This is a genomic window from Helcobacillus massiliensis (assembly GCF_014191425.1).
Classification (GTDB): domain Bacteria; phylum Actinomycetota; class Actinomycetes; order Actinomycetales; family Dermabacteraceae; genus Helcobacillus; species Helcobacillus massiliensis.
This window is the reverse complement of sequence record NZ_JACHWP010000001.1, coordinates 619,223-645,470: the sequence shown is the minus strand read 5'-3', so window position 1 is coordinate 645,470 and position 26,248 is coordinate 619,223. Positions and strand designations below refer to the sequence as shown.

Sequence of the window (26,248 nt, the reverse complement as noted above, 5' to 3'; positions counted from 1 at the left end):
GGTCGTCACGTGTCTCAATCAGTCAGTCAGTCGGCGAAGTGGTCAAGGAGCTTCTGCGCCTGGTGGCGTCCCAGGCCGCGCATTTTGCGGGACGGCGATATGCCGATCTCCTCCATGATCTGCGCTGCCTTCACCTTGCCGATGCCGGGCAGCGATTCGAGCATGGCGGAGACCTTGAGCCGCGCTACGGCCTCGGACTCGTCGACCTCGCCGAGCAGGCGGCGGATCTCGTCCGCTCGGCTGCCGGTCGAGGACTTCAGGCGCGCCTTGACCGCGGCCCGCTCCTGACGGAGCCGCGCCGCCTTCTCGAGCGCAGCGGCGCGCGTCTCGGGGGTCAGTGTCGGAAGAGCCATCTTCGTCACCTCTTCATTCCAATGGCCGACGGGTGCACAGCACCGGGTGTGCCTGCGATCCCGCTCACGACTGAGGATAGCGGAGCGATATGGTCAGAACCCACCCTCTCGGGGATGAATCCCCAGACAGGCGCGTGGCCGGTCAGAGCGCGTAGTCGGCGCGGGTGCTCTCGCAGGCAGCGCTGATCGCACCGGCATCGGGGCCGGCCGCCATCAGCGAACGCGACATCGACACCAGCACGCGCGGCGCGGCAGAGCCGAACACGCTGCGCAGCTGTGCGGGACCGGCGCCCTGGGCACCGAATCCGGGAGCGAGCAGCGGCCCGCCCACGGCGTCCAGATCGATGCCGAGGTCCGCGGCGGCCGAGCCGATGGTCGCACCGACGACGAGTCCGACGCTCCCCCACTCCCCCGCGGCGCGCGCCTGAGCGTTCGCCTCGGCGGCGTGGCGAGCCATCACGGAGGCGACCGGAACGCCGTCCGCGGTGCGGGCGTGCTGCACTTCGGGGCCGTCGGGGTTGGAGGTGAGGGAGAGGACGAACATGCCCTTGCCGGCTGAGCACACCCGTTCGGCGGCGGGCTCGAGGGAGCCGTAGCCGAGGTACGGGGAGACGGTCAGGGCGTCGACCTCCATCGGTGCGCCGGGCGCGAGGAACGCCTCAGCGTAGGCACCCATCGTGGAGCCGATGTCGCCGCGCTTCGCATCGAGGATCGTGAGGACGCCCGCGGCGCGGGCGGCCTGCAGCAGCTCCTCGAGGACGGCGAACCCGTCGGCGCCGAAGCGTTCGAAGAACGCGGCCTGCGGCTTGATCGCGCTGACCCGGCCCTGGACCGCCTCGAGCATGCGCAGGGACAGGTCACGGGCACCGGCCGCGGTGTTCGGCAGGCCCCACTGCTCCAGAACGGAGGCGTGGGGGTCGATGCCGGCGACGATCGGGCCGCGTTCGGCGACGGACGCCTGCAGATCGGTTCCGAAGCTCATCGGCGCACGCCCTCCAGGTCCCGCTGGTGCTCCTGCAGCGACATGACGTCGAAGGGCCCGTCGGCGAGGGATTCGATGGCCTGCACAGCCGCGGAGAACTCCGAGATCGTCGTCATGATGGGCACGTCGATTGAGGTGGTGGAGGCACGGATCGCGTACCCGTCGGCCCGCGCGGACGAGCCGGTCGGGGTGTTGACCACCATGTCGATCTTCCCGGTGTCGATCAGGTCGATGATGGTGGGCTCACTGCTGCCGTCGGCCGCTTCGGACTTCTTGCGGGTGAGGGTGCAGTCCACGCCGTTGCGGCGGAGGATGCCGGCGGTGCCGGCGGTGGCGACGATCTCGAAGCCGAGGTCGAGCAGGCGCTTCGCGGGGAACACGATGGCGCGCTTCTCCGAATCGGCGACGGAGATGAACACAGTGCCGCTGGTGGGCAGGCCCTTCCCGGCGATGGCGAGCTGCCCCTTCGCGAAGGCGCGCGGGAAGGTGCGGTCCATGCCCATCACCTCGCCGGTGGAGCGCATCTCGGGGCCGAGGATGGAGTCCACAGAGCGGCCGCTGGCGGTGCGGAAGCGCTTGAACGGCAGCACGGCCTCCTTGACCGCGATCGGCTGGGTCAGCGGCATGAGGGTGTTGTCGCCCTCGGCCGGGAGCACGCCGCGCTCGCGCAGGTCCTGGATCGAAGAGCCGGCCATGATCAGGGCGGCGGCGCGGGACAGCGGCACCCCGGTCGCCTTCGCGACGAACGGGACGGTGCGGGAGGCGCGCGGGTTCGCTTCGATCACGTACAGAATGTCCTGCGTCATCGCGAACTGGATGTTGATCAGTCCGCGCACCCCGACGCCGCGGGCGATCGCCTCGGTGGATTCGCGGATGCGTTCGCACTGGGCATCGGACAGGGAGATCGGCGGGAGGGTGCAGGCGGAGTCACCGGAGTGGATGCCGGCCTCTTCGATGTGCTCCATGACGCCGCCCATGAACAGCTCCTCGCCGTCGAACAGGGCGTCGACGTCGATCTCGATGGCGGTGTCGAGGAACCGGTCGATGAGGATCGGGGCGTCGGCGCGGCCGGATTCGGGGAGGTTGCGCTGGACGTAGGAGCGGAGCTGCTCGTCGTCGTACACGATCTCCATGCCTCGGCCGCCGAGCACGTACGAGGGGCGCACCAGGACGGGGTAGCCGACGGTGTTCGCGACCTCGAGGGCGCCGTCGAGCTGGTAGGCGGTGCCGTACGGAGGGGCGGGCAGGTCCGCGTCCTGCAGCACGGAGCCGAAGTGGCCGCGGTCCTCCGCCATGTCGATGGCGTGGGGGCTGGTGCCGATGATCGGCAGACCGGCCTCTTCGAGGCGGCGCGCGAGCGACAGCGGGGTCTGGCCGCCGAGCTGCACGATCACACCGGCGACGGGGCCGGCGGCCTTCTCCGCTTCGTACACCCCGAGGACGTCCTCGAAGGTGAGCGGTTCGAAGTAGAGGCGGTCAGCGATGTCGTAGTCGGTGGAGACCGTCTCCGGGTTGCAGTTGATCATGACGGTCTCGTAGTCGTACCCGAGCTCCGGGTTGCGCAGCGCAATGGCGGCGTGGACGCACGAGTAGTCGAACTCGATGCCCTGGCCGATGCGGTTCGGACCGGAGCCGAGGATCAGCACGGCCGGCTTCTCCCGCGGCTCCACCTCGGTCTCCTCATCGAAGCAGGAGTAGTAGTAGGGGGTGCGGGACTCGAATTCGGCGGCGCAGGTGTCGACGGTCTTGAACACGGGCACCACGCCGAGGGCCTTGCGGACCCCGAACACGACGTCGTCGTTGATGCCGCGGATCTCAGCGACCTGTTCGTCGCTGAGGCCGTGGCGCTTGGCGCGGCGCAGCAGCGGCTCGTCGAGCACGGCGGCGTCGCGCAGTTCGGCGGCCACTTCGTTGACGAGCAGGATCTGGTCGAGGAACCACGGGTCGATGCCGGTCGATTCGTAGAGCCGGTCGATGAGCTCGTCGGCCCCGCGGTCGCCGCAGGCGGCGGCGCGGAGGATCTGCTGCACCTGCACGTGGCGGCGATCCGTGGGGGTGGCGGCCTGCTCGATGAGGGCGTCCAGCTCCTCCCCGGTGGGGGCGTCTCCGCGCCAGTGGAACCCGGCGCCCTTGACGTCGATGGAGCGCAGCGCCTTGCCGAGCGCTTCGGTGAAGCTGCGGCCGAGCGCCATCGCCTCACCGACCGACTTCATGGTGGTGGTGAGGGTGGGGTCGGCGGCGGGGAACTTCTCGAACGCGAAGCGCGGAACCTTCACCACGATGTAGTCGAGGGCGGGTTCGAAACTGGCGGGGGTGGTGCCGGTGATGTCGTTGCGGATCTCGTCCAGGGTGTAGCCGAGGGCGACTCGGGTGGCGATCTTCGCGATCGGGAAGCCGGTCGCCTTGGAGGCGAGCGCCGACGAGCGGGAGACGCGCGGGTTCATCTCGATGACGACGATGCGGCCCGTGGTGGGGTGGATCGCGAACTGGACGTTGCAGCCGCCGGTGTCGACGCCGACCTCGCGGATGATGGCGATGCCGATGTCGCGGATCTTCTGCATCTCCACGTCGGTGAGCGTCATCGCCGGGGCCACGGTGATGGAGTCACCGGTGTGGACGCCGACGGGATCCACGTTCTCGATGGAGCAGACGACCACGCAGTTGTCGTTGCGGTCGCGCATCAGCTCCAGTTCGTACTCCTTCCAGCCGAGGATGGACTCCTCGAGGAGCACCTCGGTGGTGGGCGAGTAGTGGAGGCCGTCGCCAGCAATGCGCCGCAGGTCCTCTTCGTCGTACGCCATGCCGGAGCCGAGGCCGCCCATGGTGAAGGACGGCCGGACCACCATCGGATAGCCGAGCTCGTCAGCGGCGTCGAGGCATTCCTGCATGGAGTTGCAGATGCGGCTCCTGGCCGATTCGGCACCGGCGCGCTCCACCACGTCCTTGAACTGCTGGCGGTCCTCCGCCTTCTCAATGGCGGGGATGGAGGCGCCGATGAGTTCGCAGCCGAACTCCTTGAGAATGCCGCGCTCACCGAGCGCGATGGCGGCATTGAGCGCGGTCTGCCCGCCGAGGGTCGGCAGGATCGCGTCGGGCCGTTCCTTGGCGATGATGGTGCGGATGACGTCCGGGTCGATGGGCTCGACATAGGTGGCGTCGGCCATCTCCGGGTCGGTCATGATGGTCGCCGGGTTGGAGTTGACGAGGATGACCCGCAGGCCCTCTTCCTTCAGGACGCGGCACGCCTGAGCGCCGGAGTAGTCGAACTCGGCGGCCTGGCCGATGACGATCGGGCCGGAGCCGATGACGAGGACGGAGGAGATGTCAGTGCGGCGGGGCATCAGGAGTCCTTTCCTGCGCGGTGGGTGCGGATCATGTCCACGAGGGCGTCGAACAGGTAGTTGGCGTCGTGCGGGCCGGACGCGGATTCGGGGTGGTACTGGACGGAGAACGCGGGCCGGTCCTCCAGGTGGAGGCCTTCGACCACGTCGTCGTTCAGGCAGACGTGGCTGACGCGGACCCGGCCGAACTCGCCGTCGTTGTGCGGGGCGGTGACGGCCTCGCCGATGGGTGCGTCGACAGCGAATCCGTGGTTGTGGCTGGTGATCTCCACCTGGCCGGTGGCAAGGCGCTGCACGGGCTGGTTGATGCCGCGGTGGCCGTACTTGAGCTTGTAGGTGCCGAAGCCGAGGGCGCGGCCGAGCAGCTGGTTGCCGAAGCAGATGCCGAAGAACGGCAGGCCGCGGCGCAGGACCTCACGCAGCACCTCCACCTGCTCATCGGCGGTGGCGGGATCACCGGGGCCGTTGGAGAAGAAGACCGCGTCGGGGCTGATCGCGAGGATGTCCTCGATGCCCGAGGCGGCTGGCAGGACATGGACGTCGAGTCCGCGGGCGGCCATGTGGCGCGGGGTGGCGGACTTGATGCCGAGGTCGAGCGCCGCAACGGTGCCGATCTTCTCGCCCTCCGCGGGGATGATGTACGCCTCGCGGGTGGTCACCTCGTCCACGAAGGAGGCGCCTTCCATGGTGGGAGCGGTGCGGACCTGCTCGAGGAGGGCGGCCTCGTCGGCCTGGTCGAGGGCGGGGCCGGAGAAGATGCCGCCGCGCATGGCGCCGGACTCCCGCAGCCGACGGGTGAGGGCGCGGGTGTCGATGCCGGCGATGCCGACGATCCCGGCGTCGGTGAGGGCGTCGACGAGGGGCTTCTCGCTGCGCCAGTTGGAGGTGCGGCGGGCGGCGTCGCGCACAACGTATCCGGCGGCCCAGATGCGGGAGGACTCCATGTCCTCGGCGTTGGTGCCGGTGTTGCCGATGTGCGGGGCTGTCTGCACCACGATCTGGCCCGTGTAGGAGGGGTCGGTGAGGGTCTCCTGGTAGCCGGTCATCCCGGTGGTGAAGACCACTTCGCCGAGGGTGGTGCCGCGCGCGCCGTAGGCGTCGCCGCGGAAGACTGTGCCGTCTTCGAGGATCAGAAGGGCGCCATCGCGCGTCATGAGTTCTCCTGGTGGATTGTGGTGCTGCGGGTCAGGAATTCGTTGTGGTCGTCACGGGTGTGGAAGCGGATGCCGGTGTCCAGTTCCCGCTCCCCCAGTCGCCAGCGGATGACGGACAGGCCGTTCCTGCCGACGACCTTGCCGGCCATGCCGCGCGCGGTGGTGATCTGCAGAACGGACTGCATGGGGATTTCGAAGCTGGTGGCGCCGGAGCGGACCAGTTGGATGCGGTCGCTGCCGAGGCGGACGGTCACTTCGCTGCGGGCGCCCATGTTGTGGACGGTGACCCGTTCCAGCGGCTGGCGCGCCTTCGTGGTGGAGACGTAGATCCCGTCGGCCTCCCAGCGGTCCGAGGCGGACGGCGCCGGGTGCTCCTCGACCGCTTCGGTCATCTCGTCCTCACTGGGAAGGTCGAGGTTCGAGACCGGGAGCGGTTCAGGGAGGTCGGAGTCGGAGTCGGTGCGGTTCTTCCATCCGAACCACATGGCGACGAGGATGCCGATGAACAGGACGCCGAGGACCGCCAGCGGCATGAAGCGGTCGGGTCTGAGGAGCTCATCCATGCACGAGCTCCCCGTCGCGCACGGTGAACCGGCCGTTGAATATGGTGGCGCGGTTCGTGCCGGGCAGGTCCATTCCCTCGAAGGGGGTGTTGGAGGAGCGCGAGGCGTGGTCGGCGGGGTCCACGGTGGCGGTGGTCGACGGGTCCCACAGCAGCAGGTTCGCCGGCTCCCCTGCCGCGATGGGGCGGCCGTGGCGGGCGTCGAGCCCGATCTGGGCGGGCTTCTCACTCATGACGCGGGCGACGTCCCGCCAGGTGAGGCGGCCGGTGTCCACCATGGTGGCCTGCACGATGCTGAGGGCGGTCTCCAGCCCGGTCATGCCGAAGGCGGCGCGGTCCCATTCGGTGTCCTTCGCGTCCCGCGGGTGCGGGGCGTGGTCGGTGGCGACGATGTCGATGGTGCCGTCGGCGAGTCCTTCGCGGACGGCGTCGACGTCCTTCTGGGTGCGCAGCGGCGGGTTCACCTTGTAGCGGGCGCTGTAGGTGCGGGCCTTCTCGTCGGTGAGGATGAGGTGGTGCGGGGTCACTTCGGCGGTGACGGCGATGCCGCGCTGCTTCGCCCACCGGATGATGTCGACGCTGCCGGCGGTGGACAGGTGGCACACGTGCAGGCGGGAGCCGACGTGCTCGGCGAGCAGGACGTCGCGCGCAATGATCGACTCCTCGGCGACGGCGGGCCAGCCCATGAGGCCGATCTCGGCGCTGACGGCGCCTTCGTGCATCTGCGCGTTGGGGGTCAGGGCGGGGTCCTGCGCGTGCTGCGCGATCACGCCGTTGACGGTCTTGACGTATTCGAGGGCGCGGCGCATGAGGAGGGGGTCGAACACGCATTTGCCGTCGTCGGAGAAGACGCGGACGCGGGCAGCGGATTCGGCCATGGCACCGAGGTCGGCGAGGCGCTCGCTCTCGAGGCCGACGGTGACCGCGCCGATGGGGAACACGTCGCAGTGCCCGGCTTCCTGACCGCGCTGGTGCACCTGCTCCACAACACCGGCGGTGTCGGCGGTGGGGGTGGTGTTGGCCATGGCGTGCACGGCGGTGAAGCCGCCGCGGGCTGCGGCCATGGTGCCGGTGTCGACGGTTTCGGCCTCTTCGCCGCCCGGTTCGCGCAGGTGGGTGTGGAGGTCCACGAGGCCGGGCAGGAGGATGCATCCGGTGCCGTCGACCTTTTCGGTGGTGGCGGTGACGCGGCCGGTCGCTTCGGGGCCGACGGCGACGATGTCCTCGCCGTCGATGAGGACGTCGGCGATGGTGTCGCCGTACAGCGAGGCGCCGGTGATGAGGATCGAGGTCATGATGCTTCCTCCGTGTGGGCTGCGAGGACGTGGTAGAGGACGGACATGCGGACGCTGACGCCGTTGTTGACCTGCTCGACGATGACGCTGCGGGGACCGTCGGCGACATCGCTGGCGATCTCGAATCCGCGGTTCATCGGGCCGGGGTGCAGGACGACGGCGTGGTCCGGGAGGCGGTCGGCGCGGTCGGTGGACAGGCCGAACCGGCGGGAGTACTCCCCTTCGGTGGGGAAGAATCCGCCGCCGACCATGCGCTCGCGCTGCACGCGCAGCATCATCACGGCGTCGGCGCCTTCGGCGATGGCGGCGTCCAGGCTGTAGGACACCTCGCACGGCCACGACTGGACGCCGATGGGGATGAGGGCGGGCGGTGCGACGAGGGTGACGGATGCTCCGAGCAGGCTGAGCAGCTTCACGTTGGAGCGGGCCACGCGGGAGTGCAGGATGTCGCCGACGATGATGACCCGCTTGCCGGCGAGGTCGGAGCCCGTCGGCCCCTCCACGAGGTGGCGGCGCAGCGTGTACGCGTCCAGCAGCGCCTGCGTGGGGTGCTCGTGAGTGCCGTCACCGGCGTTGACGATCGGCTTGTCGATCCAGCCGGCATTGGCGAGCAGGTGCGCGGCGCCCGAGGAGGAGGAGCGGACCACGATGGCGTCCGCCCCCATGGCGTCGAGGGTGAGCGCGGTGTCCTTCAGAGACTCCCCTTTGGACAGGCTGGAGCCCTTGGCGGAGAAGTTGATGATGTCGGCGCTGAGGCGCTTGGCGGCCGCTTCGAAGGAGATGCGGGTGCGGGTGGAGTCCTCGAAGAAGAGGTTGACCACGGTGCGGCCCACGAGGGTGGGGAGTTTGCGGATGGAGCGGGACTGGGTCTGCGCCATGTGCTCCGCGGTGTCGAGGACGTCGATGGCGTCCTGGCGGGTGAGGTCGTCGATGGAGATGAGGTGCTTCATCGGGTCTCCTCCTCGGTGAGGGGGCGTTCGAGGAGGACAGCGTCGTCGCCGTCGGTCTCGGTGAGGTGGACGCGGACGGCTTCGCGGCGGGAGGTGGGGAGGTTCTTGCCGACGAAGTCTGCGCGGATCGGCAGGTCGCGGTGGCCGCGGTCCACGAGGACGGCCAGGCGCACGTTGCGCGGGCGGCCCAGGGAGCTGAGGGCGTCCAATGCGGCGCGGATGGTGCGGCCGGAGAAGAGGACGTCGTCGACGAGGACGACGGTGCGGCCGTCGATGCCGCTGGGCGGCAGGTCCGTGGAGTACGGGACGCGCGTGGGGTGCTGAGCGAGGTCGTCGCGGAACATGGTGATGTCCAGGGTGCCGACGAAGTCGTCGATCTCGCGGTCAGTGGCGCCGGTGCGGCGCAGCGATTCGCCGATGCGGCGTGCGAGGGGGACGCCGCGGTTGTGGATGCCGAGGATGACGAAGTCGTCTTCGCCCTTCTGCGCTTCGACGATCTCGAAGCCGATGCGGGTGAGCGCTCGGCTGATCTCGTCCGCCCGGAGGACCTCGGTGCGGGTGGTGGGTGTATCGGTCATGTGTGGCTCCCTTCCGCGCCTCTCTGGACGCGATTTTAAAGGGCGGGTGGGCGGAGCGCCCGGGCCGACGGGGTCAGCCGAGGAGCTCCTTCATGTCGGCGATCCGCTGCAGGAGCGCATTGACGAACGCGGGCGACTTCTCCGTGGAGATCTGCTCCGCGATCCGGACGTACTCGCGGATGATGATCGCCGGCGGGGTGTCCTGCTCGGAGAAGAGGATCTCCGCTGTGCCCAGGCGCAGGATGGCACGGTCCACGGCCGGCATGCGCGACAGCTGCCACGCTTCGGAGTGGGTGTGCAGAGCGTCGTCGACATCTGCGCGGTGGCGGGCGTAGAGGTCGGCGAAGGCGCGGGCCCGTTCGGGCAGGGTGGTCTGGGCCGTGGAGCGCTGGGTGCGGCTCTCGGCGATCTCGGCGGTGTCGGCGCCGCGCAGATCGGCTTCGAACAGCACATCGACGGCGCGCAGGCGTGCGCGGGTGGTGGCGCTGAAGCCGGAGGTGTCCGCAGCGACGGAGCGGACGAGCTCGACGTCCGCTCCGTCGCGCTCCGGAAGGGGGAGGTCGGTCATGCTCAGGCGCGCCCGGTGTATTCGCCGGTGCGGGTGTCGACCTTGACCTTGGTGTCCTGTTCGAGGAACAGCGGCACCTGGATCTCCTTGCCGGTTTCGAGGGTGGCGGGCTTGGTGCCGCCGGAGGAGCGGTCGCCCTGCAGGCCCGGCTCGGTGTGGGTGATGGTGAGGACCACCGACGGCGGCAGCTCCACGAACAGCGGGTTGCCCTCGTGGAAGGCGATGACGATGTCCTGGCCTTCGAGCATGTAGTCAGCGCTGTCGCCGACGAGCTCTTCGGTGAGGTTGGTCTGCTCCCACGTGCTGGTGTCCATGAAGACGAACATGTCGCCGTCCTTGTAGGAGTACTGCATGTCGCGGCGATCGATGGTGGCGGTCTCGACCTTGACGCCGGCGTTGAAGGTCTTGTCCACGGTCTTGCCGGTGAGGACGTTCTTGAGCTTGGAGCGCACGAAGGCCGGGCCCTTGCCGGGCTTCACATGCAGGAACTCCACGACCTGCCAGAGGCCGTTGTCGATCTTCAGCACCATGCCGTTCTTGAGGTCGTTGCTCGTTGCCATGGGTCTCCTCGATAGTCTCTGAGCGCTCTCGTTCGGGCTCGTCCCGGTCGCGGGCGCATGTCCGCCCCATCCTACAAGAGCCGGCCCGGTGATCGTGCAGGTCGCAGACGGTGGTGACCCGTTGAACACACGGGACGCAGCACTGCGTCAGGCGAGCTCGATGAGCTCCTCGTAGTCGGGGCCCCACAGATCCTCGGTCGCATCCGGCATCACGAGCACGCGCTCCGGGTTGAGGGCGCGCACGGCGCCCGGGTCGTGGCTGACCAGCACGATCGCGCCCTCGAAGGCGTGCAGCGCCCCGAGGATCTCCTCACGGCTGGCGGGGTCGAGGTTGTTGGTGGGCTCATCGAGCAGGAGGACGTTGGCGCTGGAGACCACCAGGGTGGCGAGGGCCAGGCGGGTCTTCTCGCCGCCGGAGAGGACTCGCGCGGGCTTGTGCACATCGTCCCCAGTGAAGAGGAACGAGCCGAGGATCTTGCGCACCTCCACCTCGGCCATATCGCCGGCGGCGCGCTGCATGTTGTCCAGGACGGTGCGGTCACCGTCGAGGGTCTCGTGCTCCTGTGCGTAGTAGCCGAGGCGCAGGCCGTGCCCGGCGATGACCTCGCCGGAATCGGGGGTCTCCACTCCGGCGAGGAGTCGCAGAAGGGTGGTTTTGCCGGCGCCGTTGAGGCCGAGCACGACCACGCGGGAGCCGCGGTCGATGGCGAGGTCGGCACCGGTGAAGATCTCCAGGGACCCGTAGGACTTCGAGAGCCCGTCGGCCTTCAGCGGGGTGCGTCCGCAGGGCGCCGGGGATGGGAAGCGGAGCTTCGCAACCTTGTCGCGCTGATGGTCCTCCTCGACCCCGTCGAGGAGGCGTTCGGCGCGGCGGAGCATGTTCTGCGCTGCGACCGCTTTGGTGGCCTTCGCCTTCATCTTCTCGGCCTGGGTGGTGAGTGCGGCGGCCTTCTTCTCGGCGGAGAGGCGTTCGCGGCGGCGGCGCTTCTCATCGTCCTCACGCTTGGTCAGGTAGTTCTTCCAGCCCATGTTGTAGATGTCGATGACGTGGCGGTTGGCGTCGAGGTAGAACACCTTGTTGACCACCTGTTCCACGAGGGCGACGTCGTGGGAGATGATCACCATCCCGCCGGGGTAGGTCATGAGGAAGTCGCGCAGCCAGCTGACGGAGTCGGCATCGAGGTGGTTGGTGGGTTCGTCGAGGATGAGGGTTTCGGCCTGGGAGAAGAGGATGCGGGTGAGTTCCACGCGGCGGCGCTGGCCACCGGAGAGGGTGCCGAGTTCGTTCTCGAGGAGGCTGTTGGGGATGCCGAGGTTCGCGGCGAGCTGTTTGGCGTCCGCCTCAGCGGCGTAGCCTCCCTGGATCTCCAGTTCATTGGAGAGGCGGCTGTAGCGGTTGAGGGCCTTCTCCCGGCGGTCCGCACTGATGGACATGTCCGCCATCTCATGTTCCGCCTTGGCCAGGCGGCGGTGGATCTCGTCGAGGCCGCGGGCGGAGAGGATGCGGGCGAGGACGGTCTGGGTGGGATCGGAGACCTGGGTGTCCTGCGGGAGGAAGCCGATCTGGCCGCGGGTGTCGATGGTGCCGTTCGCGGGCTGGAGGTCGCCGGCGATGGTGCGGGTCAGGGTGGTCTTGCCGGCGCCGTTGCGGCCGACGAGGCCGACGCGGTCCCCCTTGTTCACCTGGAAGCTGACGTTCTCCATCAGGAGGCGTGCGCCCACTCTGATCTCCAGGTCCTGCACGCTGATCATGAACACCTCTGCGTCTCGCTGTTTCGGGCCCTGTTGATCCTACGCGCACCGACACAGGTCCCGAGACCTCTGTGATGTGATGGAGGTGACCAGCCGGGGTGAGTGTCGGAGCGGCCGGCGCTCCCCATCAACAGGAAGGAGCTGCTGTGCGCATCGGAGTGCCGAAGGAGATCAAGAACCACGAGTATCGGGTGGGCCTGTCGGTCGCCGCGGTGCATGAGCTCGTTGCGGCCGGGCACAGCGTGTCCGTTCAGGCGGGTGCGGGTGTGGGCGCCGGTTTCGATGATGCCGCGTATGAAAAGGCCGGCGCTGCCGTACTGGAGTCCGCCGAGGAGGTGTGGGCCGGGGCGGACATGGTGGTGAAGGTGAAGGAGCCGCTGCAGGAGGAGTACCGATACCTTCGCAGTGACCTGATCCTGTTCACCTACCTGCATCTGGCAGCGGATGAGTCGCTGACTCGGGCTCTGCTGGAGGCGGGCACCACCGCAATCGCGTATGAGACGGTGCAGCGCCCGGATGGGTCGCTGCCGCTGCTGGCGCCGATGAGCGCGATCGCTGGGCGTCTGGCGGCGCAGGTGGGGGCCTACCATCTGATGGCTCCGCTGGGCGGTGCGGGTGTGCTGATGGGCGGTGTCCCGGGCACACCGAAGGCGAGGATCCTGGTGGTGGGCGGCGGTGTGGTCGGTGAGCAGGCCGCGATCATGGCGCGCGGCATGCAGGCCGACGTCACCGTGATGGATGTGAATGTGGCGCGCCTGGGTCAGATCGATCTGACGCATGGTGGGTCGATCCGCACTGCGTATTCCACCAGCCTCGATCTGGCGGAGCACATGCGGGACGCGGATGTGGTCGTGGGGTCGGTGCTGATCCCGGGTAAGAAGGCGCCGAAGCTGGTGACCGATGAGATGGTGCGCGGCATGAAGCCGGGCGCGGTGCTGGTGGATGTGGCGATCGATCAGGGTGGCTGCTTCGAGAACAGCCGGCCGACCACGCATGACGACCCGACGTTCCGGGTACATGAGACCACGTACTACTGCGTGGCGAACATGCCGGGCTCGGTTCCGCGCACCGCGACGACGGCGCTGAACAATGCGACGCTGCCGTTCGTGATGGCGATCGCGGGCAAGGGCTGGAGGGCTGCGCTGGCCGACGATGCAGCACTCGCGAAGGGCCTGCACACCCATGATGGTGCGCTCTTCAACGCCGGTGTGGGCGAAGCACTCGGCATCGAGACGCAGGAGATCAGCAGCGTTCTCGGCTGAGGCGCTCCCCCGCCTCGTGGACAGTTTCCACGCGGGAATGACGAAGCGGCCGGCCCCCACAGGGGCCCGCCGCTTCGTCATATGGTCGGCTTCAGATCTGAACTGTGGACGAAGTGCAGGTTCCACCGGTTCGCGGGTCGCTCGGGCAGACCCGGGTCATGCGCCACTTCCGGCCATCCTTGGTGGTGTATTCGACAACGACTTGCCAGTCGGCTGTCGGCCACGTCGACTGTTTGGCGGTGGGACCGCTGACACTTCTGTACCCGAGTTCGAAGATCGGGGTGTCCTTGATGGTGAGCGTCTTGCACCCGGTGGTGGAATTCGTGGTCCAGTGGGATGGCGTGAGTTTGCTCGGGTCGGACTGGAACTTCAGCGTCCAGGCCATGCCCTAGGTGCCGTCCCGGAAGGTCCGGTCCACCCAGTTGCTTTCGAGGTAGATTCGAGCGTCACGGGTGACCCAGATCGGGTCAGTGCCGGACAGGCTTCGGTAGAGCAGCTTTTTGCGGTTCCCCGATGCCAGCGCCGCGCTACCGGCGTCCACCGTCGTATCGTAGAGCGACTTGAACTCACAGCCAGTAATGGCGCCGAACTCGGCCGAGCACGTCGTATTGCCGAAGTAGGTCTTATTCACCTTATTGTTGCCCGGGTCGTAGGCGCCGCGGTCCTGCCACTTGTCACCTCCCCTGTCATTCCGGTTCATGACGATGAGGCGGTAATCCACCGTGGTGATGACAGCGTCGGCCGGAAGGTTCTTGACAGTCAGGCTGCCTGCCGCCTTCAGGGTCTGGTTAGTCCTCTCTGTATCCGCTACTCCCCAGTCGTAGGAGAAACCTCCGCCTGAGTCCAGGACCGGGTTGCAGGGTCGACTCACCGCATAGGCGGAAGCGGCGACGCTCACCGTGGCAACGGGAACCGACCACGCGCCACCGCGCGCGAGCGCGCGGCGGGAGATCTGCTGAGACATAGGGGGTGTCCTTTCGGGGCGAAAGGTCTAGTCGGCACGGTGCCGCCGTTCGAGCACTACTAGACCCTCTAGTAACTTACTGGCCGATCGGGTCAATTCGGACGTCACCGTGGTGTGACCGAACGAACCATCCTGCCCCCCACCCCTGATTCCACACTCGCGGGCACCCGTCGGCCCCCTCCTGGAACGCCACCGGCGCCGCCCCCACGAAGGGGAACGGCGCCGGTGACTGTCAGGGACAGGCGTCAGATGTTGAAGCCGATCGCGCGCAGCTGTTCGCGACCATCCTCCGTGATCTTCTCCATGCCCCACGGCGGCATCCACACCCAGTTGATGCGGTGCGACTCGGTGATCGGATCCAGCGCGGCGAAGGTCTGCTCCTCCAGCACATCGGTCAGCGGGCACGCCGCGGACGTCAGTGTCATATCCACGACCGCGTGACCGTCCTCGAGAGTGACGCCGTACACCAGGCCCAGATCAACGATGTTGATGCCGAGCTCCGGGTCGATGACGTCCTTGAGGGCCTCGATCAGGTCCTCTTCAGTGACGGGCTTGGATTCAGCCATGTCTGCCTCGTTTCTGCGCGGGTGCGCTCAGGTCTCAGGCGTTCGCTGCGGTGAGGAAGCGGTCGTATCCCTCTTCCTCCAGGCGCGCAGCGAGCTCCGGGCCGCCCTGCTCAGCAACACGGCCGTTGACGAACACATGCACGAAGTCCGGCTTCACGTAGCGCAGGATGCGGGTGTAGTGGGTGATGAGCATGACGCCCAGGCCCTCGTTCTCCTTCACGCGGTTGATGCCTTCGGAGACGACGCGCAGAGCGTCCACATCCAGGCCCGAGTCGGTCTCGTCCAGGATCGCCATCTTCGGCTTCAGCAGCTCCATCTGGAGGATCTCGTGGCGCTTCTTCTCGCCGCCGGAGAAGCCCTCGTTGACGTTGCGCTCGGCGAACTTCGGGTCCATGCGCAGCTGGTCCATGGCGCCCTTGACGTCCTTCACCCAGGTGCGCAGCTTCGGGGCCTCGCCGTCCACGGCGGTCTTCGCGGTGCGCAGGAAGTTCGAGACGGTCACGCCCGGCACCTCCACCGGGTACTGCATGGCGAGGAAGAGGCCCGCCTTGGCGCGCTCGTCCACGGACATCTCCAGCACGTCCTCACCGTCGAGCAGGACCTCGCCCTGGGTGATCTCGTACTTCGGGTGGCCGGCGACGGCGTAGGCGAGGGTGGACTTTCCGGAGCCGTTCGGGCCCATGATCGCGTGGGTCTCACCCGACTTGATGGTCAGGTTGACGCCCTTGAGGATCTCCTTGGTGTCGCCTTCGGGGGTCTCCACGGTTGCGTGGAGGTCCTTGATTTCAAGAACAGACATGATGTCCTTTCGAGTTTCAGTCAGCTGTGGGGGTCGGTCACCGCAACGCTGATCGCGCCGGTGGCCTCATCGATGGATACGGGATAGACGGCCACGGGTTCGGTGGCGGGCAGCTGGCGGGGACGGCCGGTTCGCAGATCGAACTGGCTGCCGTGCTTCCAGCATTCGAGCGTGCCCTCGAACACGTCTCCGTCGGACAGGGCGACCTCCCCATGGCTGCAGCGGTCCTCCAGGGCGTGGAGGGTGCCGTCGGCGTCGCGCGCCAGGGCGACATCGACACCGGCGACGCTCACGCTGAGCACCTCTCCGGGGGCGATGTCCGCGATGTTCGCAGCCGCGTGGAAGGTCGGGGTCATCAGTTCATGCTCCGACGGAGCTCGTCCTCGATGGAGTCGGTGAGGTGCTCGCGGATCTCCGGAACGTCGATCTTCTGGATCAGCTCCTGGAAGAAGCCGCGGACCACCAGGCGGCGGGCCTCGATCTCGGGGATGCCGCGCGAGCGCAGGTAGAACAGCTGCTCGTCATCGAAGCGACCCGTGGCGGCGGCGTGGCCGGCGCCCTCGATCTCACCGGTCTCGATCTCCAGGTTCGGCACGGAGTCCGCGCGCGCCCCCTCGGTGAGGACCAGGTTGCGGTTCAGCTCGTAGGTGTCGGTGCCTTCGGCCTCCTTGCGGATCAGCACATCGCCGACCCACACGGACCGAGCGCCCTTGCCCTGCAGCGCCCCCTTGTAGGTGACGTCCGAGGTGCACTTCGGGGCGGCATGGTCCACGAACAGGCGGTGCTCGAGGTGCTGCTTGTCATCGGCGAAGTACAGGCCGATCTGCTCGATCTCCGAGCCCGGGGCGTTGAACTTCGACGTGGAGTTCACGCGCACGGCACGGCCGCCCAGGGAGACGACGATGTGCTTGAGCTTCGCATCGCGGCCCAGGTGCGCCACGTGGGTGGCGACATGGATGGCGTCGTCGTCCCAGTCCTGCAGGGAGATGACGGTCATCTCGGAGTTGTCGCCGACGACCATCTCCACGTTCTCACCGAACAGGGCGGTGCCGGTGTGGTTGAGGATGTAGGTGGCGCGAGCCGACTCCTCGGTTTCGAGCACGATCGCGGCGTGCGAGGCGGTGGAGCCGTCCTTGCCGGTGATCTCCACGCGCAGCGGCTGCTCCACCACGGTGTTCTTCGGCGCCTTCAGGTGGAGGGCGTTCGCGGTCAGCTCAGCGGCTGCGGCCGCGATGCGGTCCTCCGGGACGAGCAGGGTGTTGCGGGGCGCCTCGTCGGCCCCCAGTGAGCCGACGGTGATGCCCTCGACCTCGTCGACGTCGAAGGCGACGACGTCCTCGGACACGGTGGTCTCGGTGGCCTGGAGGAGCGGGTAGATCTCGCGCAGGGAGGCGAAGCGCCACTCCTCCTCGCGGCCGGTCGGGATCTCGTGGTTGTCCACGCCGAACGCGGCGTAGCGGTACGCGCGGGAATCCTCCGTGTGGGCACCGAGGGCGATGCCCTCGGACTCCAGCTCAGCCTTCGAGTGGTCTGTGACTGTCATCAGCCAACGCTTCCTTCCATCTGCAGTTCAATGAGTCGGTTGAGCTCAAGCGCGTACTCCATCGGGAGCTCACGCGCGATCGGCTCGATGAAGCCGCGCACGATCATCGCCATCGCCTCGGTCTCTTCAAGGCCGCGGCTCATCAGGTAGAAGAGCTGCTCCTCGCTCACCTTGGAGACGGTCGCCTCGTGGCCCATCTGGACATCGTCCACGCGCACATCCACGTACGGGTAGGTGTCGGTGCGGGACTGGGTGTCCACCAGCAGGGCGTCGCACAGCACGGTGGAGGCCGAGTGGCGGGCATTGTTGTTCACCTGCACCAGGCCGCGGTACGAGGATCGGCCGCCGCCGCGCGACACGGACTTCGAGACGATCGAGCTCGAGGTGTTCGGTGCCATGTGCACCATCTTCGAGCCGGTGTCCTGCTGCTGCCCCTCGCCGGCGAACGCGATCGAGAGGGTCTCGCCGCGGGCGTGCTCGCCCATCAACCAGACAGCCGGGTACTTCATGGTGACCTTGGAGCCGATGTTGCCGTCGACCCACTCCATGGTGCCGCCCTCTTCCACCGTGGTGCGCTTGGTGACGAGGTTGTACACGTTGTTCGACCAGTTCTGGATCGTGGTGTAGCGGACGCGGGCGTCCTTCTTCACGACGATCTCCACCACGGCGGAGTGCAGCGAGTCCGACTTGTAGATCGGGGCGGTGCAGCCCTCGACGTAGTGGACGTAGGAGCCCTCGTCCGCGATGATCAGCGTGCGCTCGAACTGGCCCATGTTCTCCGTGTTGATGCGGAAGTAGGCCTGCAGCGGGATCTCCACGTGGACACCCGGCGGGACGTACACGAAGGAGCCGCCGGACCACACGGCGGTGTTCAGAGCGGCGAACTTGTTGTCGCCCGACGGGATCACGGTGCCGAAGTACTCCTCGAACAGCTCGGGGTACTCCCGCAGGCCGGTGTCGGTGTCCACGAAGATGACGCCCTGGGCCTCGAGGTCCTCACGGATCTGGTGGTAGACGACCTCGGACTCGTACTGCGCGGCGACGCCGGCGACCAGGCGCTCCTTCTCCGCTTCGGGGATGCCGAGGCGGTCGTAGGTCTCCTTGATGTCCTCGGGCAGGTCCTCCCAGCTGGTGGCCTGCTTCTCGGTGGAGCGCACGAAGTACTTGATGTTGTCGAAGTCGATGCCGGAGAGGTCGGGGCCCCAGGTGGGCATCGGCTTCTTCTCGAACAGGCTGAGGGCGCGCAGGCGGCGCTTGAGCATCCACTCCGGCTCGTCCTTCAGCTCGGAGATGTTGCGGACAACATCCTCGGACAGACCGCGGCGGGCGTTCTGGCCTGCTTCGTCAGAGTCCCTCCAGCCGTATTCATAGCTTCCGATGGACGAGATGATCTCGTCCTGGGTCAGCTGTTCAGGTGCACTCGTCATGGTGTCCTTCCTTCTGTGAACAATTCGTGGTCGGGCAGCTCGTCCCCACCACCCGGCATCGGAGTGACGTGGGTGGTGCAGACATGGGCGCCCGAAGCGCGGGTCGCCAGCCGTTGGACCGGCGCCCCCAGCATGCGGGCGAGTGCGGACGTCTCGACGTCGCACAGCTCAGGGTGCTCAGCTGCGATGTCCTGAATGGGGCAGCGCCCCTGGCACAGCTGAACGGTGCGCAGAGTCCGCCCACCTCCGGGAAGGCGCACTGCGACGGGACGCATGGAGGCGGCATAGCCGCGCTCCTGCAGCAGGTCGACGACGATCTCCAGACGGCGGGCCGTGGTGACCTCGGCCCCGTCGGCCTGCTCGGCCGTGAGGCGCCTGGCGAACTCGCGCTCCCAGCGATCAGTGCGGGCGCGGGCGAGGCGCACAACGGCCTCCGCTCCCCCAGCTGCTTCCAGCTCGCGCATGGCGGCGATGGCGATCTCGTCCGCCTCGGAGGAGGCGAGGTCGCGAGGCGTTGAGGAGGCGAGGACGAATTCGCGGCGGGGGCGCCCGCGGCCGCGCTTGACGGTGGCCGGTTCGCGCTCCTCGATGACGCCGTCGGCCTCCAGCTGAGCGAGATGGCGGCGGATGGCGGCGCCAGTGAGGCCGAAGCGCTCGGCGAGGTCGCCGGCTGCGATGGGGCCGTCCACGGAGATGGCTTCGACGAGGCGATCACGAGTGTTCTCAGGAGCACCGACTCCCGCGGGTGCGGGACTCTGATCGGTCATCGTTCACCTCTTTCCGCTGCTCGACGACATTGACACCGATTCTACAACCCGGCCGTTGCGAAAAGAAACGAAGGGGGACCTAAGTCATCGGCCGCTCACCCATGTTGCTTCACTATTCAACTATCGGTCGCTAGAGTGGACTCCAACCGCCGACGAGCATCCGTCGGCCCACCGCCGGAGAAGGAGGCACCATGACTGCCGACGACACCACCCAGCATTCCACCAAGGGCTCCTACGTGCATGAGGGCGAAGCCTTCGAGCGCGACATGACCTACATCCCCACTCGCATCACCCGCGACGGGCGCGACGGCTACGAGGTCGAAGCGCACCGCTACCGCCTCATCGCCGCCCGTGCCTGCCCGTGGGCCAACCGCACCCTCATCGTCCGACGCCTGCTCGGCCTCGAAGAGGCCATCTCGGTCGGCATGCCGGGGCCCACGCACGATGCCCGCTCCTGGACGTTCGACCTCGACGAAGGCGGCAAGGACCCGGTGCTCGGCATCGAACGCCTCCAGGAGGCGTACTTCCAGCGCTTCCCCGACTACGAGCGCGGCATCACCGTCCCCGCGATCGTCGACACCCGCGACGGCAAAGTCGTCACCAACGACTTCGACCAGATCACCCGCGACTTCTCCTCCGAATGGACCGAGTTCCACCGTGACGGTGCCCCGAACCTGTGGCCCGCCGAGCATGCCGAGGAGATGGAGGCGCTGCTCCACTTCATCCTGCACCGCGTCAACAACGGCGTGTACAAGTGCGGCTTCGCCGGCACGCAGGAGGCCTACGAGGAGGCCTATGACGAGCTGTGGGACGCCCTCGACGTCCTCGATGAGCGCCTTTCGGCCCGCCGCTACCTGATGGGCCGCTCCATCACGGAGGCCGATGTGCGCCTGTTCGTCACGCTGGTGCGCTTCGACCCCGTCTACCACGGTCACTTCAAGGCGAACCGCCAGACCATCCGCTCGATGGAGAACCTCTCCGGCTACCTCGCCGACCTGTTCCAGACACCCGGTTTCGGCGACACCGTCGACTTCCAGCAGATCAAGGACCACTACTACATCGTCCAGGAAGACGTGAACCCCACCCAGATCGTGCCGAAGGGGCCGACTATGGAGTGGCTGCTGGAGCCGCACGGCCGCGACCGGTTCGAGACGAACACGTGGGGCGACGGCGGCACCGCACCCCTGCCCCCGCTGGAATCCGAGACGGTCGCCCAGGAGAACACGCCGCTGGAGATCACGCACCGCTGAGGTGCGCAGCACCGCGCAGCACCGATGACCACCCCGGGCACACCCAGCTCGACGGGGCGGGCCTACGATGGAGCAGCCATGACTGAACTGCCCCATCCAGCCCGCGCCTCCGACGGCCTGGTCATCGACTCACTCACCAAGCGCTTCGGGTCCGTCACCGCCGTGGACGGCGTGAGCCTGACCGCCCGCCGCGGTGAGATCACCGCCATCCTCGGCCCCAACGGCGCCGGCAAATCCACCACGATCGCCTGCGCCACCGGCCTGCTCGCTCCCGACTCCGGCACCATCCGCGCCCTCGGCGCCGACCCCCTGCGGGCCACAGCGGATGAGCGCGCCCGCATCGGTGTGATGCTGCAGGACGGCGGCCTCAGCACCAGCGCGAAGCCCCGCCAGCTGCTCGCCTACGCCGCCCGCATGGTGCAGCAGCCCCGGGACGCTGACGCACTCGCCCGCCAGCTCGGAATCGACCAGTTCGCCTCCACCATTGTGCGGCGGCTCTCCGGCGGCCAGAAGCAGCGGCTGTCCCTCGCGCTTGCCCTGATCGCGCAACCCGACCTGCTGTTCCTGGACGAGCCCACCGCTGGGATGGACGCCGCCATCCGCCGCCGCACCCGTGACATCATCCGCGCCGAAGCGGACCGCGGCGCCGCGGTCATCCTCACCACCCACGCCATCGACGACGTCGAGGCCCTCGCCGACCACGTCGTGGTCATCGCCGGGGGCCGCATGCTCGCCTCCGGCTCCACCGCCGACGTGGTGTCCCAGCTGCAGGACTCCGCTCCGACCCGGACCGCCCTCACCCTGGGCGGCGGCACCGATGAGGACCGTGCCGCGTTCACCGAGCAGATGCGCCGCGCCGCCGTCGAGAAGGGCCTCACCCTGGAGGCCGCACCGGCTTCCGACGCGCTGGAGGACATCCTGGTGCAGCTCACCAACGACACTGAGGAGGCCCGCGCATGAGCACCGCCACCGCCCCGCAGACGCCGGCGGCCGCCCCGACGCCGCAGCGCGCCGCCAGCACCGGCCGCCGCATCCTCACCCACGCCTCCTTGGAGGCCCGCACCCTCCTCGGCAACGGCGAACAGCTCATGGTCGCGATCGTCCTGCCGGCCCTCGTCCTGCTCGGCCTGCACCTCATCCCCCTGCCCGACTCGATGTTCGACGGTCGTGCCCTCACCATGGGCGACAAGGTCGCCGCCACCGCCGTCACCGCGATCATCGCCACCTCGATGACCTCGCAGTCCATCGCCACCGGCTTCGACCGACGGGCAGGCGTGCTGCGCTGGATCGCCACCACTCCCCTGGGCCGCTCCGGCTACATTGCCGGCAAGCTCCTCGCGCTCGGTCTCATCCATCTGCTGCAGGTCGCCGCCCTCGGCGCCCTCGCCCTCGCGCTCGGCTGGCACCCGTCGGCCGCCCAGGTCCTCACCGCGGTGCTCCCATGGCTGCTCGGCACCGCCGCGTTCGGCGCCCTCGGGCTCCTCATCGCCGGGACGCTGCGCGCGGAAGGAGTGCTGGCGCTGGCGAACCTCGCGTTCATCGCCCTGGTCGCCGGTGGCGGGGTCGCCCTTCCGGTCGAATCGTTCCCCTCATGGGCGCAGCCGCTCGTGCAGCTGCTGCCCTCCGGCGCGCTGATGGCGCTGGTCCGCGCCGCCCTCAACGGTGCTGCGCTGCCCTGGCTGTCCGCGCTCATCCTCGCCGGCTGGACCGTGCTGTTCACGGTCCTCACGGTGAGGTTCTTCAAATGGACCAGTGCATGAGACGTTCGTCCCGATGGCCCCTTCCTACAATGACCGCATGAGCTCCACCCCGCACCAGGGCCTGATCGGCCTCACCCCGAAGCAGTCGCTCCTGCTGCGCATCGCCTTCTGGGGCAACATGATCTCCCAGATGGGCATCATCGTCACCGGCGCCGTGGTCCGCCTGACCGGGTCCGGCCTCGGCTGCTCCACCTGGCCGAACTGCGAACCGGGCCAGTTCACGCCCCGCTACCACCCTGAGATGGGCATCCGGCCGTTCATCGAGTTCGGCAACCGCACCCTCACCGGAGTGCTGGTGGTGTTTGCCGTCGCGGTCCTGGTCCTCACCTATCTGTGGCTCAAGCACAAGGGGGCCGGCTTCCGCGTCCTCGCGTGGGTGCCGCTCATCCTCACCCTCGTACAGGCGCTGCTCGGCATGGGCGTGGTGGTGCTGCACCTCGACCCGAAATGGGTGAGCCTGCACTTCCTGGTCTCCCCCATCCTGGTGTTCGTCTCCGGCCTGCTGCTGTACCGCCTGTACGACGGCAATGACACCGGCCGTCCCGCCGTGGCCCGCCCAGTGCGGCTGCTGTTCTGGCCGATGGCAGCGGCCGGGTTCCTCGTGCTCATCCTCGGCACTGTCGTCACCGGCTCCGGCCCCCACTCCGGTGACGCGAACACGATGGTTCGCTTCATGGTGGATCCGCGCACCATCTCCTGGCTGCACGCGGACGTCGTCATGCTGTTCGCAGGGCTCCTTGTGGGCCTGCTGGTCGCGCTCGTCGCCTCCGGGGCGCACCGCCCCGCCCGCCGCGCCGCCCTCGCACTCGTCGTGGTGACCGCCCTGCAGGCCGTCATCGGCTACACCCAGTACCTGCTGGGGCTGCCGGAGCTGCTCGTGGCGCTGCACATGACCGGCGCCGCCCTGTTCGCCGGCGGCATCTCCTGGGTGGGCTCCAGCCTGTACACGTGGCGGGAGAAGACCGCAGTCGACCATGAGGAGGCCGGCGCCCATGCTGCGACGCCGACGCCCGCGCACTGACCGTCCCAGCCCCGAGCAGCTGCGGCCCGCCGGCGAGTTCGTCGCCGGTGTGCTCTCCCACCTGCGCACGGTCGTGGAGCCCGGCATGAACCTGCTGGAGATCGACGCCGAAGCGCACCGCCTGATCCGCGAAGCCGGCGCCGCCTCCTGCTACCTCGACTACCACCCCAGCTTCGGCGGCTCCCCGTTCGGGCACGTCATCTGCACCTCCGTCAACGAGGCGGTGCTGCACGGCCGCCCCTACGACCGCGTCCTGGCCGACGGGGACCTGCTGTCCCTCGACTTCGCCGTCGAACTCGACGGCTGGGTCGCCGACTCCTGCCTGTCCATCAGCGTGGGTGAGCAGTCCGACGCGCACCGCCGCCTCATCCAGGACACCGAGGACGTCATGTGGGCGGGGATCGACGCCGCCGTCGCCGGCGCTCGCGTGGGCGACATCGGGCACGCGGTCGAGTCACGGGCGCACGCACTCGGCTACAGCATCAATACCCGCTTCGGTGGGCACGGCGTGGGTCGCACCATGCATGAGGAGCCGTTCATCCCGAACTGGGGTCAGCCCGGGACGGGTCAGCGCCTGGAGGCGGGAATGGCTATCACCGTGGAGCCGTTCCTGTCCCCCACCACGGCGTCCCTGTTCATCACCGAGCGGGACGGCTGGACGGTCGAGACCGATGACGGCTCCACCGGCGCCCACGCGGAGCACACGCTGATCGTGACCGACGGTGCTCCGATCATCATGACCGGCCGCGCCGACGACCCGTCGCCGCGCTCCAGCATCGCCTGAACCGCACCCGTTCAGCAGAGCGGCGCGGGCCCGCTGGTCAGCGCAGGCGCGCCGCAGCCTCCGCAATCGCCTCCGCGTCCAGGCCCTCACGGCTGAGGATCGCGTCGCGCTTCGCGTGATCGATGAACGCCTGGTCCACACCGAGCACGGCGCTCGGCACCTGCACGCCGCGGTCCGCGAGGGCGAACCGCAGCGCCGCCCCGATGCCGCGCTCCCGCACGCCGTCCTCGATCGTCACCACGGCCGACGCACGCGCACACAGGTCCAGGAGGGGTCCCGCGAGCGGCAGGGCGATGACGGGGTCGATGACCAGCACCTCTGCGCCGGTCGCGGCGAGCGTCTTCGCCGCCGCCACGGCGCGGGCAGCGAGCGACCCGATCGTGATGATCAGCGTCGGCGCCTCAGCATCGAGCGCCTCGCCCGTCGCGCACGCCAGCGCGGCGTCGGAGGACGCGAACAGGACATCTCCGGCGGGCACCGAGGCCGCCGCGGCCACATCGGGGCCGACTGAGCCCTTCGGGAACCGGATCAGGCCGGGACCCGTCGGCGCCTCATCACCACCGAGGCGGCGGCGCAGGGCGTCCTCCAGCCGCTGCCCGTCGCGCGGCGCGCACACCTCCAGGCCCGGCACCTGCGCAGCGAGCGCGAGGTCCCAGATGCCGTGATGGCTGGCGCCGTCATCACCGGTGACACCGGCGCGATCCAGGGTGATCGTCACCGGCTCGCTGTGCAGGCCGATGTCCATCAGCAGCTGGTCGATCGCGCGGGTGAGGAACGTGGAGTACAGCGCCACCAGGGGCCGCTGGCCGGCGTTCGCGAGGCCGGCGGCGATGTCCAGGGTCACCTGCTCGGCGATGCCGGTGTCGAGGACCCGTGCGGGGTGGGCCTGCTGCATCGGGGTGAGGCCGACGGGGTCGATCATGGCGGCGCTCAGCGCCACCATGTCGTCGCGCTGATCGGCGATGCCGAGCACGGTCGCGGCGAAGCGGTCGGTCCAGGTGGCGCCGGGGCCGGTCGGCACCGGGTCGGGGGTCGACTGGGCGGTGGTGATGTCGAACGGGCCGTGGGCGTGCCACAGGTCCACCTCGTGCAGTTCGGCGGCGAGCAGGCCGCGGCCCTTCGCTGTGACGGCGTGGACGAGCGGAACCGCGCCCTGGCCGGCGGCGTCCCGCGCCTGCGTCAGGGCGGCTTCGAGGGCGTGGACGTCGTGCCCGTCGACAGGACCGATGTAGCGGTAGCCGAGCACCTCGAACGGGTTCGCGGCAGCAGTGCCGCTGCGCAGCTCACTGAGGCAGCGAGCCAGACCGCCGATGGTGGGGGCGTAGCTGCGGGTGTTGTCGTTGAGGACGAACACGGTGCGTGCGTGGGGATGATCGACCGCGAGGTTCAGTGCTTCCAGCCCCACACCGCCGGTGAGGGCGCCGTCGCCGATCACCGCGACGGAGGTGCGGGAGCGGGACCCGTCGGACAGCGCAGCCGCGTCGGCGGAGAACGCCATGCCGAGACCCAGCGCCCACGCGAGCGAGCCGGAGGCGTGGGAGTTCTCCACGAGGTCGTGCTCGGACTCCGATCGGCTCGGATAGCCGGAGATGCCGCCTTCGGTGCGCAGCCCCGCGAGGTCGGGGCGGCCGGTCAGCATTTTGTGGACGTACGCCTGGTGGCCGGTGTCGAACACGATCGGGTCGCGCGGGGAGTCGAACACGCGGTGCAGGGCCACGGTGAGTTCGAGGACGCCGAGGTTCGGGCCCACGTGGCCGCCGCTGGCGGCGACGATGTCGAGCAGGCTGCGCCGCAGGTGCGGCAGCAGAGCATCGACCTCGGCGGCGCTCAGGGCGCGCAGGGCTGCCGGGTCGGCGGGGATGGACGGGGCGGCCGCGGGGGTGGCGGCGTGCTCAACGATCTCCGTCTGCGTTCTGCTCATACCGCGAGACTACGCTCCCCATCTGCGGTTTCCGAGCGCATCTGCACATACGTGCAGAAATTCACCAGATGATCACAAGTGTGAGAACG

25 protein-coding genes are annotated in these 26,248 nt (G+C 68.6%); 6 read left to right on the top strand and 19 right to left on the bottom strand.

Annotated features, from left to right (window positions below; genetic code table 11):
• Nucleotides 1–26 precede the first annotated feature (26 nt).
• The 11 genes from mihF to FHX50_RS02910 all read right to left on the bottom strand — a co-directional run bounded on the left by mihF (nucleotide 27) and on the right by FHX50_RS02910 (nucleotide 12,095).
• Nucleotides 27–353 (bottom strand): integration host factor, actinobacterial type, encoded by a 327-nt coding sequence (mihF, locus tag FHX50_RS02960; protein ID WP_183374289.1) that lies wholly within the window; start codon nucleotides 351–353, stop codon nucleotides 27–29.
• Between the two features lie 142 nt (nucleotides 354–495).
• Complete coding sequence (pyrF, locus tag FHX50_RS02955; RefSeq protein ID WP_183374287.1) at nucleotides 496–1,335, bottom strand: orotidine-5'-phosphate decarboxylase; 840 nt, start codon at nucleotides 1,333–1,335, stop codon at nucleotides 496–498.
• Nucleotides 1,332–4,676, bottom strand: coding sequence for a carbamoyl-phosphate synthase large subunit (gene carB, locus FHX50_RS02950; protein ID WP_183374284.1), 3,345 nt, complete (start codon nucleotides 4,674–4,676; stop codon nucleotides 1,332–1,334). The genes pyrF and carB overlap by 4 nt, the downstream gene beginning before the upstream one ends.
• Nucleotides 4,676–5,830, bottom strand: a complete 1,155-nt coding sequence (gene carA, locus FHX50_RS02945; protein ID WP_183374275.1) for a glutamine-hydrolyzing carbamoyl-phosphate synthase small subunit — start codon at nucleotides 5,828–5,830, stop codon at nucleotides 4,676–4,678. The genes carB and carA overlap by 1 nt, the downstream gene beginning before the upstream one ends.
• The gene (locus FHX50_RS02940; protein WP_183374267.1) at nucleotides 5,827–6,393 is read right to left on the bottom strand and encodes a PH-like domain-containing protein; all 567 of its coding nucleotides are present in this window, start codon (nucleotides 6,391–6,393) and stop codon (nucleotides 5,827–5,829) included. Before FHX50_RS02940 ends, carA begins: the two co-directional genes overlap by 4 nt.
• Nucleotides 6,386–7,687, bottom strand: coding sequence for a dihydroorotase (locus FHX50_RS02935; protein ID WP_183374266.1), 1,302 nt, complete (start codon nucleotides 7,685–7,687; stop codon nucleotides 6,386–6,388). Before FHX50_RS02935 ends, FHX50_RS02940 begins: the two co-directional genes overlap by 8 nt.
• On the bottom strand, nucleotides 7,684–8,637 hold the full coding sequence (locus tag FHX50_RS02930; RefSeq protein WP_183374264.1) for an aspartate carbamoyltransferase catalytic subunit: 954 nt from the start codon (nucleotides 8,635–8,637) through the stop codon (nucleotides 7,684–7,686). Before FHX50_RS02930 ends, FHX50_RS02935 begins: the two co-directional genes overlap by 4 nt.
• Nucleotides 8,634–9,215 carry a bifunctional pyr operon transcriptional regulator/uracil phosphoribosyltransferase PyrR gene (pyrR, locus tag FHX50_RS02925; protein ID WP_183374261.1) on the bottom strand — a complete coding sequence of 194 codons (582 nt, stop codon included), beginning with the start codon at nucleotides 9,213–9,215 and terminating at the stop codon, nucleotides 8,634–8,636. Before pyrR ends, FHX50_RS02930 begins: the two co-directional genes overlap by 4 nt.
• A 73-nt stretch (nucleotides 9,216–9,288) precedes the next feature.
• The gene (gene nusB / locus FHX50_RS02920; RefSeq protein ID WP_183374259.1) at nucleotides 9,289–9,783 is read right to left on the bottom strand and encodes a transcription antitermination factor NusB; all 495 of its coding nucleotides are present in this window, start codon (nucleotides 9,781–9,783) and stop codon (nucleotides 9,289–9,291) included.
• A gap of 2 nt (nucleotides 9,784–9,785) precedes the next feature.
• Entirely contained in the window at nucleotides 9,786–10,343 is a 558-nt protein-coding gene (gene efp, locus FHX50_RS02915; protein ID WP_183374257.1) for an elongation factor P, read from the bottom strand.
• A gap of 147 nt (nucleotides 10,344–10,490) precedes the next feature.
• The gene (locus FHX50_RS02910) at nucleotides 10,491–12,095 is read right to left on the bottom strand and encodes an ABC-F family ATP-binding cassette domain-containing protein (protein WP_183374255.1); all 1,605 of its coding nucleotides are present in this window, start codon (nucleotides 12,093–12,095) and stop codon (nucleotides 10,491–10,493) included.
• Between the two features lie 146 nt (nucleotides 12,096–12,241).
• Between FHX50_RS02910 and ald the strand changes: the two genes are divergently transcribed.
• Nucleotides 12,242–13,357: an alanine dehydrogenase gene (gene ald / locus FHX50_RS02905; RefSeq protein ID WP_183374253.1), complete on the top strand. Its 1,116-nt coding sequence runs from the start codon at nucleotides 12,242–12,244 to the stop codon at nucleotides 13,355–13,357.
• Nucleotides 13,358–13,745: 388 nt separating this feature from the next.
• Here the strand turns inward: ald and FHX50_RS02900 are convergent, their stop codons facing one another.
• The 7 genes from FHX50_RS02900 to FHX50_RS02870 all read right to left on the bottom strand — a co-directional run bounded on the left by FHX50_RS02900 (nucleotide 13,746) and on the right by FHX50_RS02870 (nucleotide 19,423).
• Nucleotides 13,746–14,321 (bottom strand): hypothetical protein, encoded by a 576-nt coding sequence (locus FHX50_RS02900; RefSeq protein WP_183374251.1) that lies wholly within the window; start codon nucleotides 14,319–14,321, stop codon nucleotides 13,746–13,748.
• Between the two features lie 245 nt (nucleotides 14,322–14,566).
• Nucleotides 14,567–14,887, bottom strand: coding sequence for a metal-sulfur cluster assembly factor (locus FHX50_RS02895; RefSeq protein ID WP_183374250.1), 321 nt, complete (start codon nucleotides 14,885–14,887; stop codon nucleotides 14,567–14,569).
• A gap of 34 nt (nucleotides 14,888–14,921) precedes the next feature.
• The gene (gene sufC, locus FHX50_RS02890) at nucleotides 14,922–15,686 is read right to left on the bottom strand and encodes a Fe-S cluster assembly ATPase SufC (protein ID WP_183374248.1); all 765 of its coding nucleotides are present in this window, start codon (nucleotides 15,684–15,686) and stop codon (nucleotides 14,922–14,924) included.
• 20 nt (nucleotides 15,687–15,706) lie between these two features.
• On the bottom strand, nucleotides 15,707–16,042 hold the full coding sequence (locus FHX50_RS02885) for a non-heme iron oxygenase ferredoxin subunit (protein WP_183374246.1): 336 nt from the start codon (nucleotides 16,040–16,042) through the stop codon (nucleotides 15,707–15,709).
• Nucleotides 16,042–17,229, bottom strand: coding sequence for a Fe-S cluster assembly protein SufD (sufD, locus tag FHX50_RS02880; RefSeq protein ID WP_183374244.1), 1,188 nt, complete (start codon nucleotides 17,227–17,229; stop codon nucleotides 16,042–16,044). The genes FHX50_RS02885 and sufD overlap by 1 nt, the downstream gene beginning before the upstream one ends.
• Nucleotides 17,229–18,656, bottom strand: coding sequence for a Fe-S cluster assembly protein SufB (sufB, locus tag FHX50_RS02875; RefSeq protein WP_183374242.1), 1,428 nt, complete (start codon nucleotides 18,654–18,656; stop codon nucleotides 17,229–17,231). The genes sufD and sufB overlap by 1 nt, the downstream gene beginning before the upstream one ends.
• Nucleotides 18,653–19,423, bottom strand: coding sequence for a helix-turn-helix transcriptional regulator (locus tag FHX50_RS02870; RefSeq protein WP_183374240.1), 771 nt, complete (start codon nucleotides 19,421–19,423; stop codon nucleotides 18,653–18,655). Before FHX50_RS02870 ends, sufB begins: the two co-directional genes overlap by 4 nt.
• A gap of 191 nt (nucleotides 19,424–19,614) precedes the next feature.
• Between FHX50_RS02870 and FHX50_RS02865 the strand changes: the two genes are divergently transcribed.
• The 5 genes from FHX50_RS02865 (at nucleotide 19,615) to map (ending at nucleotide 24,238) form a co-directional block, all read left to right on the top strand.
• Nucleotides 19,615–20,673, top strand: coding sequence for a glutathione S-transferase family protein (locus FHX50_RS02865; protein ID WP_183374238.1), 1,059 nt, complete (start codon nucleotides 19,615–19,617; stop codon nucleotides 20,671–20,673).
• Between the two features lie 78 nt (nucleotides 20,674–20,751).
• Complete coding sequence (locus FHX50_RS02860) at nucleotides 20,752–21,633, top strand: ABC transporter ATP-binding protein (protein ID WP_183374236.1); 882 nt, start codon at nucleotides 20,752–20,754, stop codon at nucleotides 21,631–21,633.
• Nucleotides 21,630–22,433 (top strand): ABC transporter permease, encoded by an 804-nt coding sequence (locus FHX50_RS02855; protein WP_183374234.1) that lies wholly within the window; start codon nucleotides 21,630–21,632, stop codon nucleotides 22,431–22,433. Before FHX50_RS02860 ends, FHX50_RS02855 begins: the two co-directional genes overlap by 4 nt.
• Before the next feature lie 37 nt (nucleotides 22,434–22,470).
• Entirely contained in the window at nucleotides 22,471–23,454 is a 984-nt protein-coding gene (locus FHX50_RS02850) for a COX15/CtaA family protein (RefSeq protein WP_246370636.1), read from the top strand.
• On the top strand, nucleotides 23,426–24,238 hold the full coding sequence (gene map, locus FHX50_RS02845; protein ID WP_183374232.1) for a type I methionyl aminopeptidase: 813 nt from the start codon (nucleotides 23,426–23,428) through the stop codon (nucleotides 24,236–24,238). The genes FHX50_RS02850 and map overlap by 29 nt, the downstream gene beginning before the upstream one ends.
• 37 nt (nucleotides 24,239–24,275) lie before the next feature.
• Here the strand turns inward: map and FHX50_RS02840 are convergent, their stop codons facing one another.
• Nucleotides 24,276–26,159, bottom strand: coding sequence for a 1-deoxy-D-xylulose-5-phosphate synthase (locus FHX50_RS02840; protein WP_183374230.1), 1,884 nt, complete (start codon nucleotides 26,157–26,159; stop codon nucleotides 24,276–24,278).
• Nucleotides 26,160–26,248 lie beyond the last annotated feature (89 nt).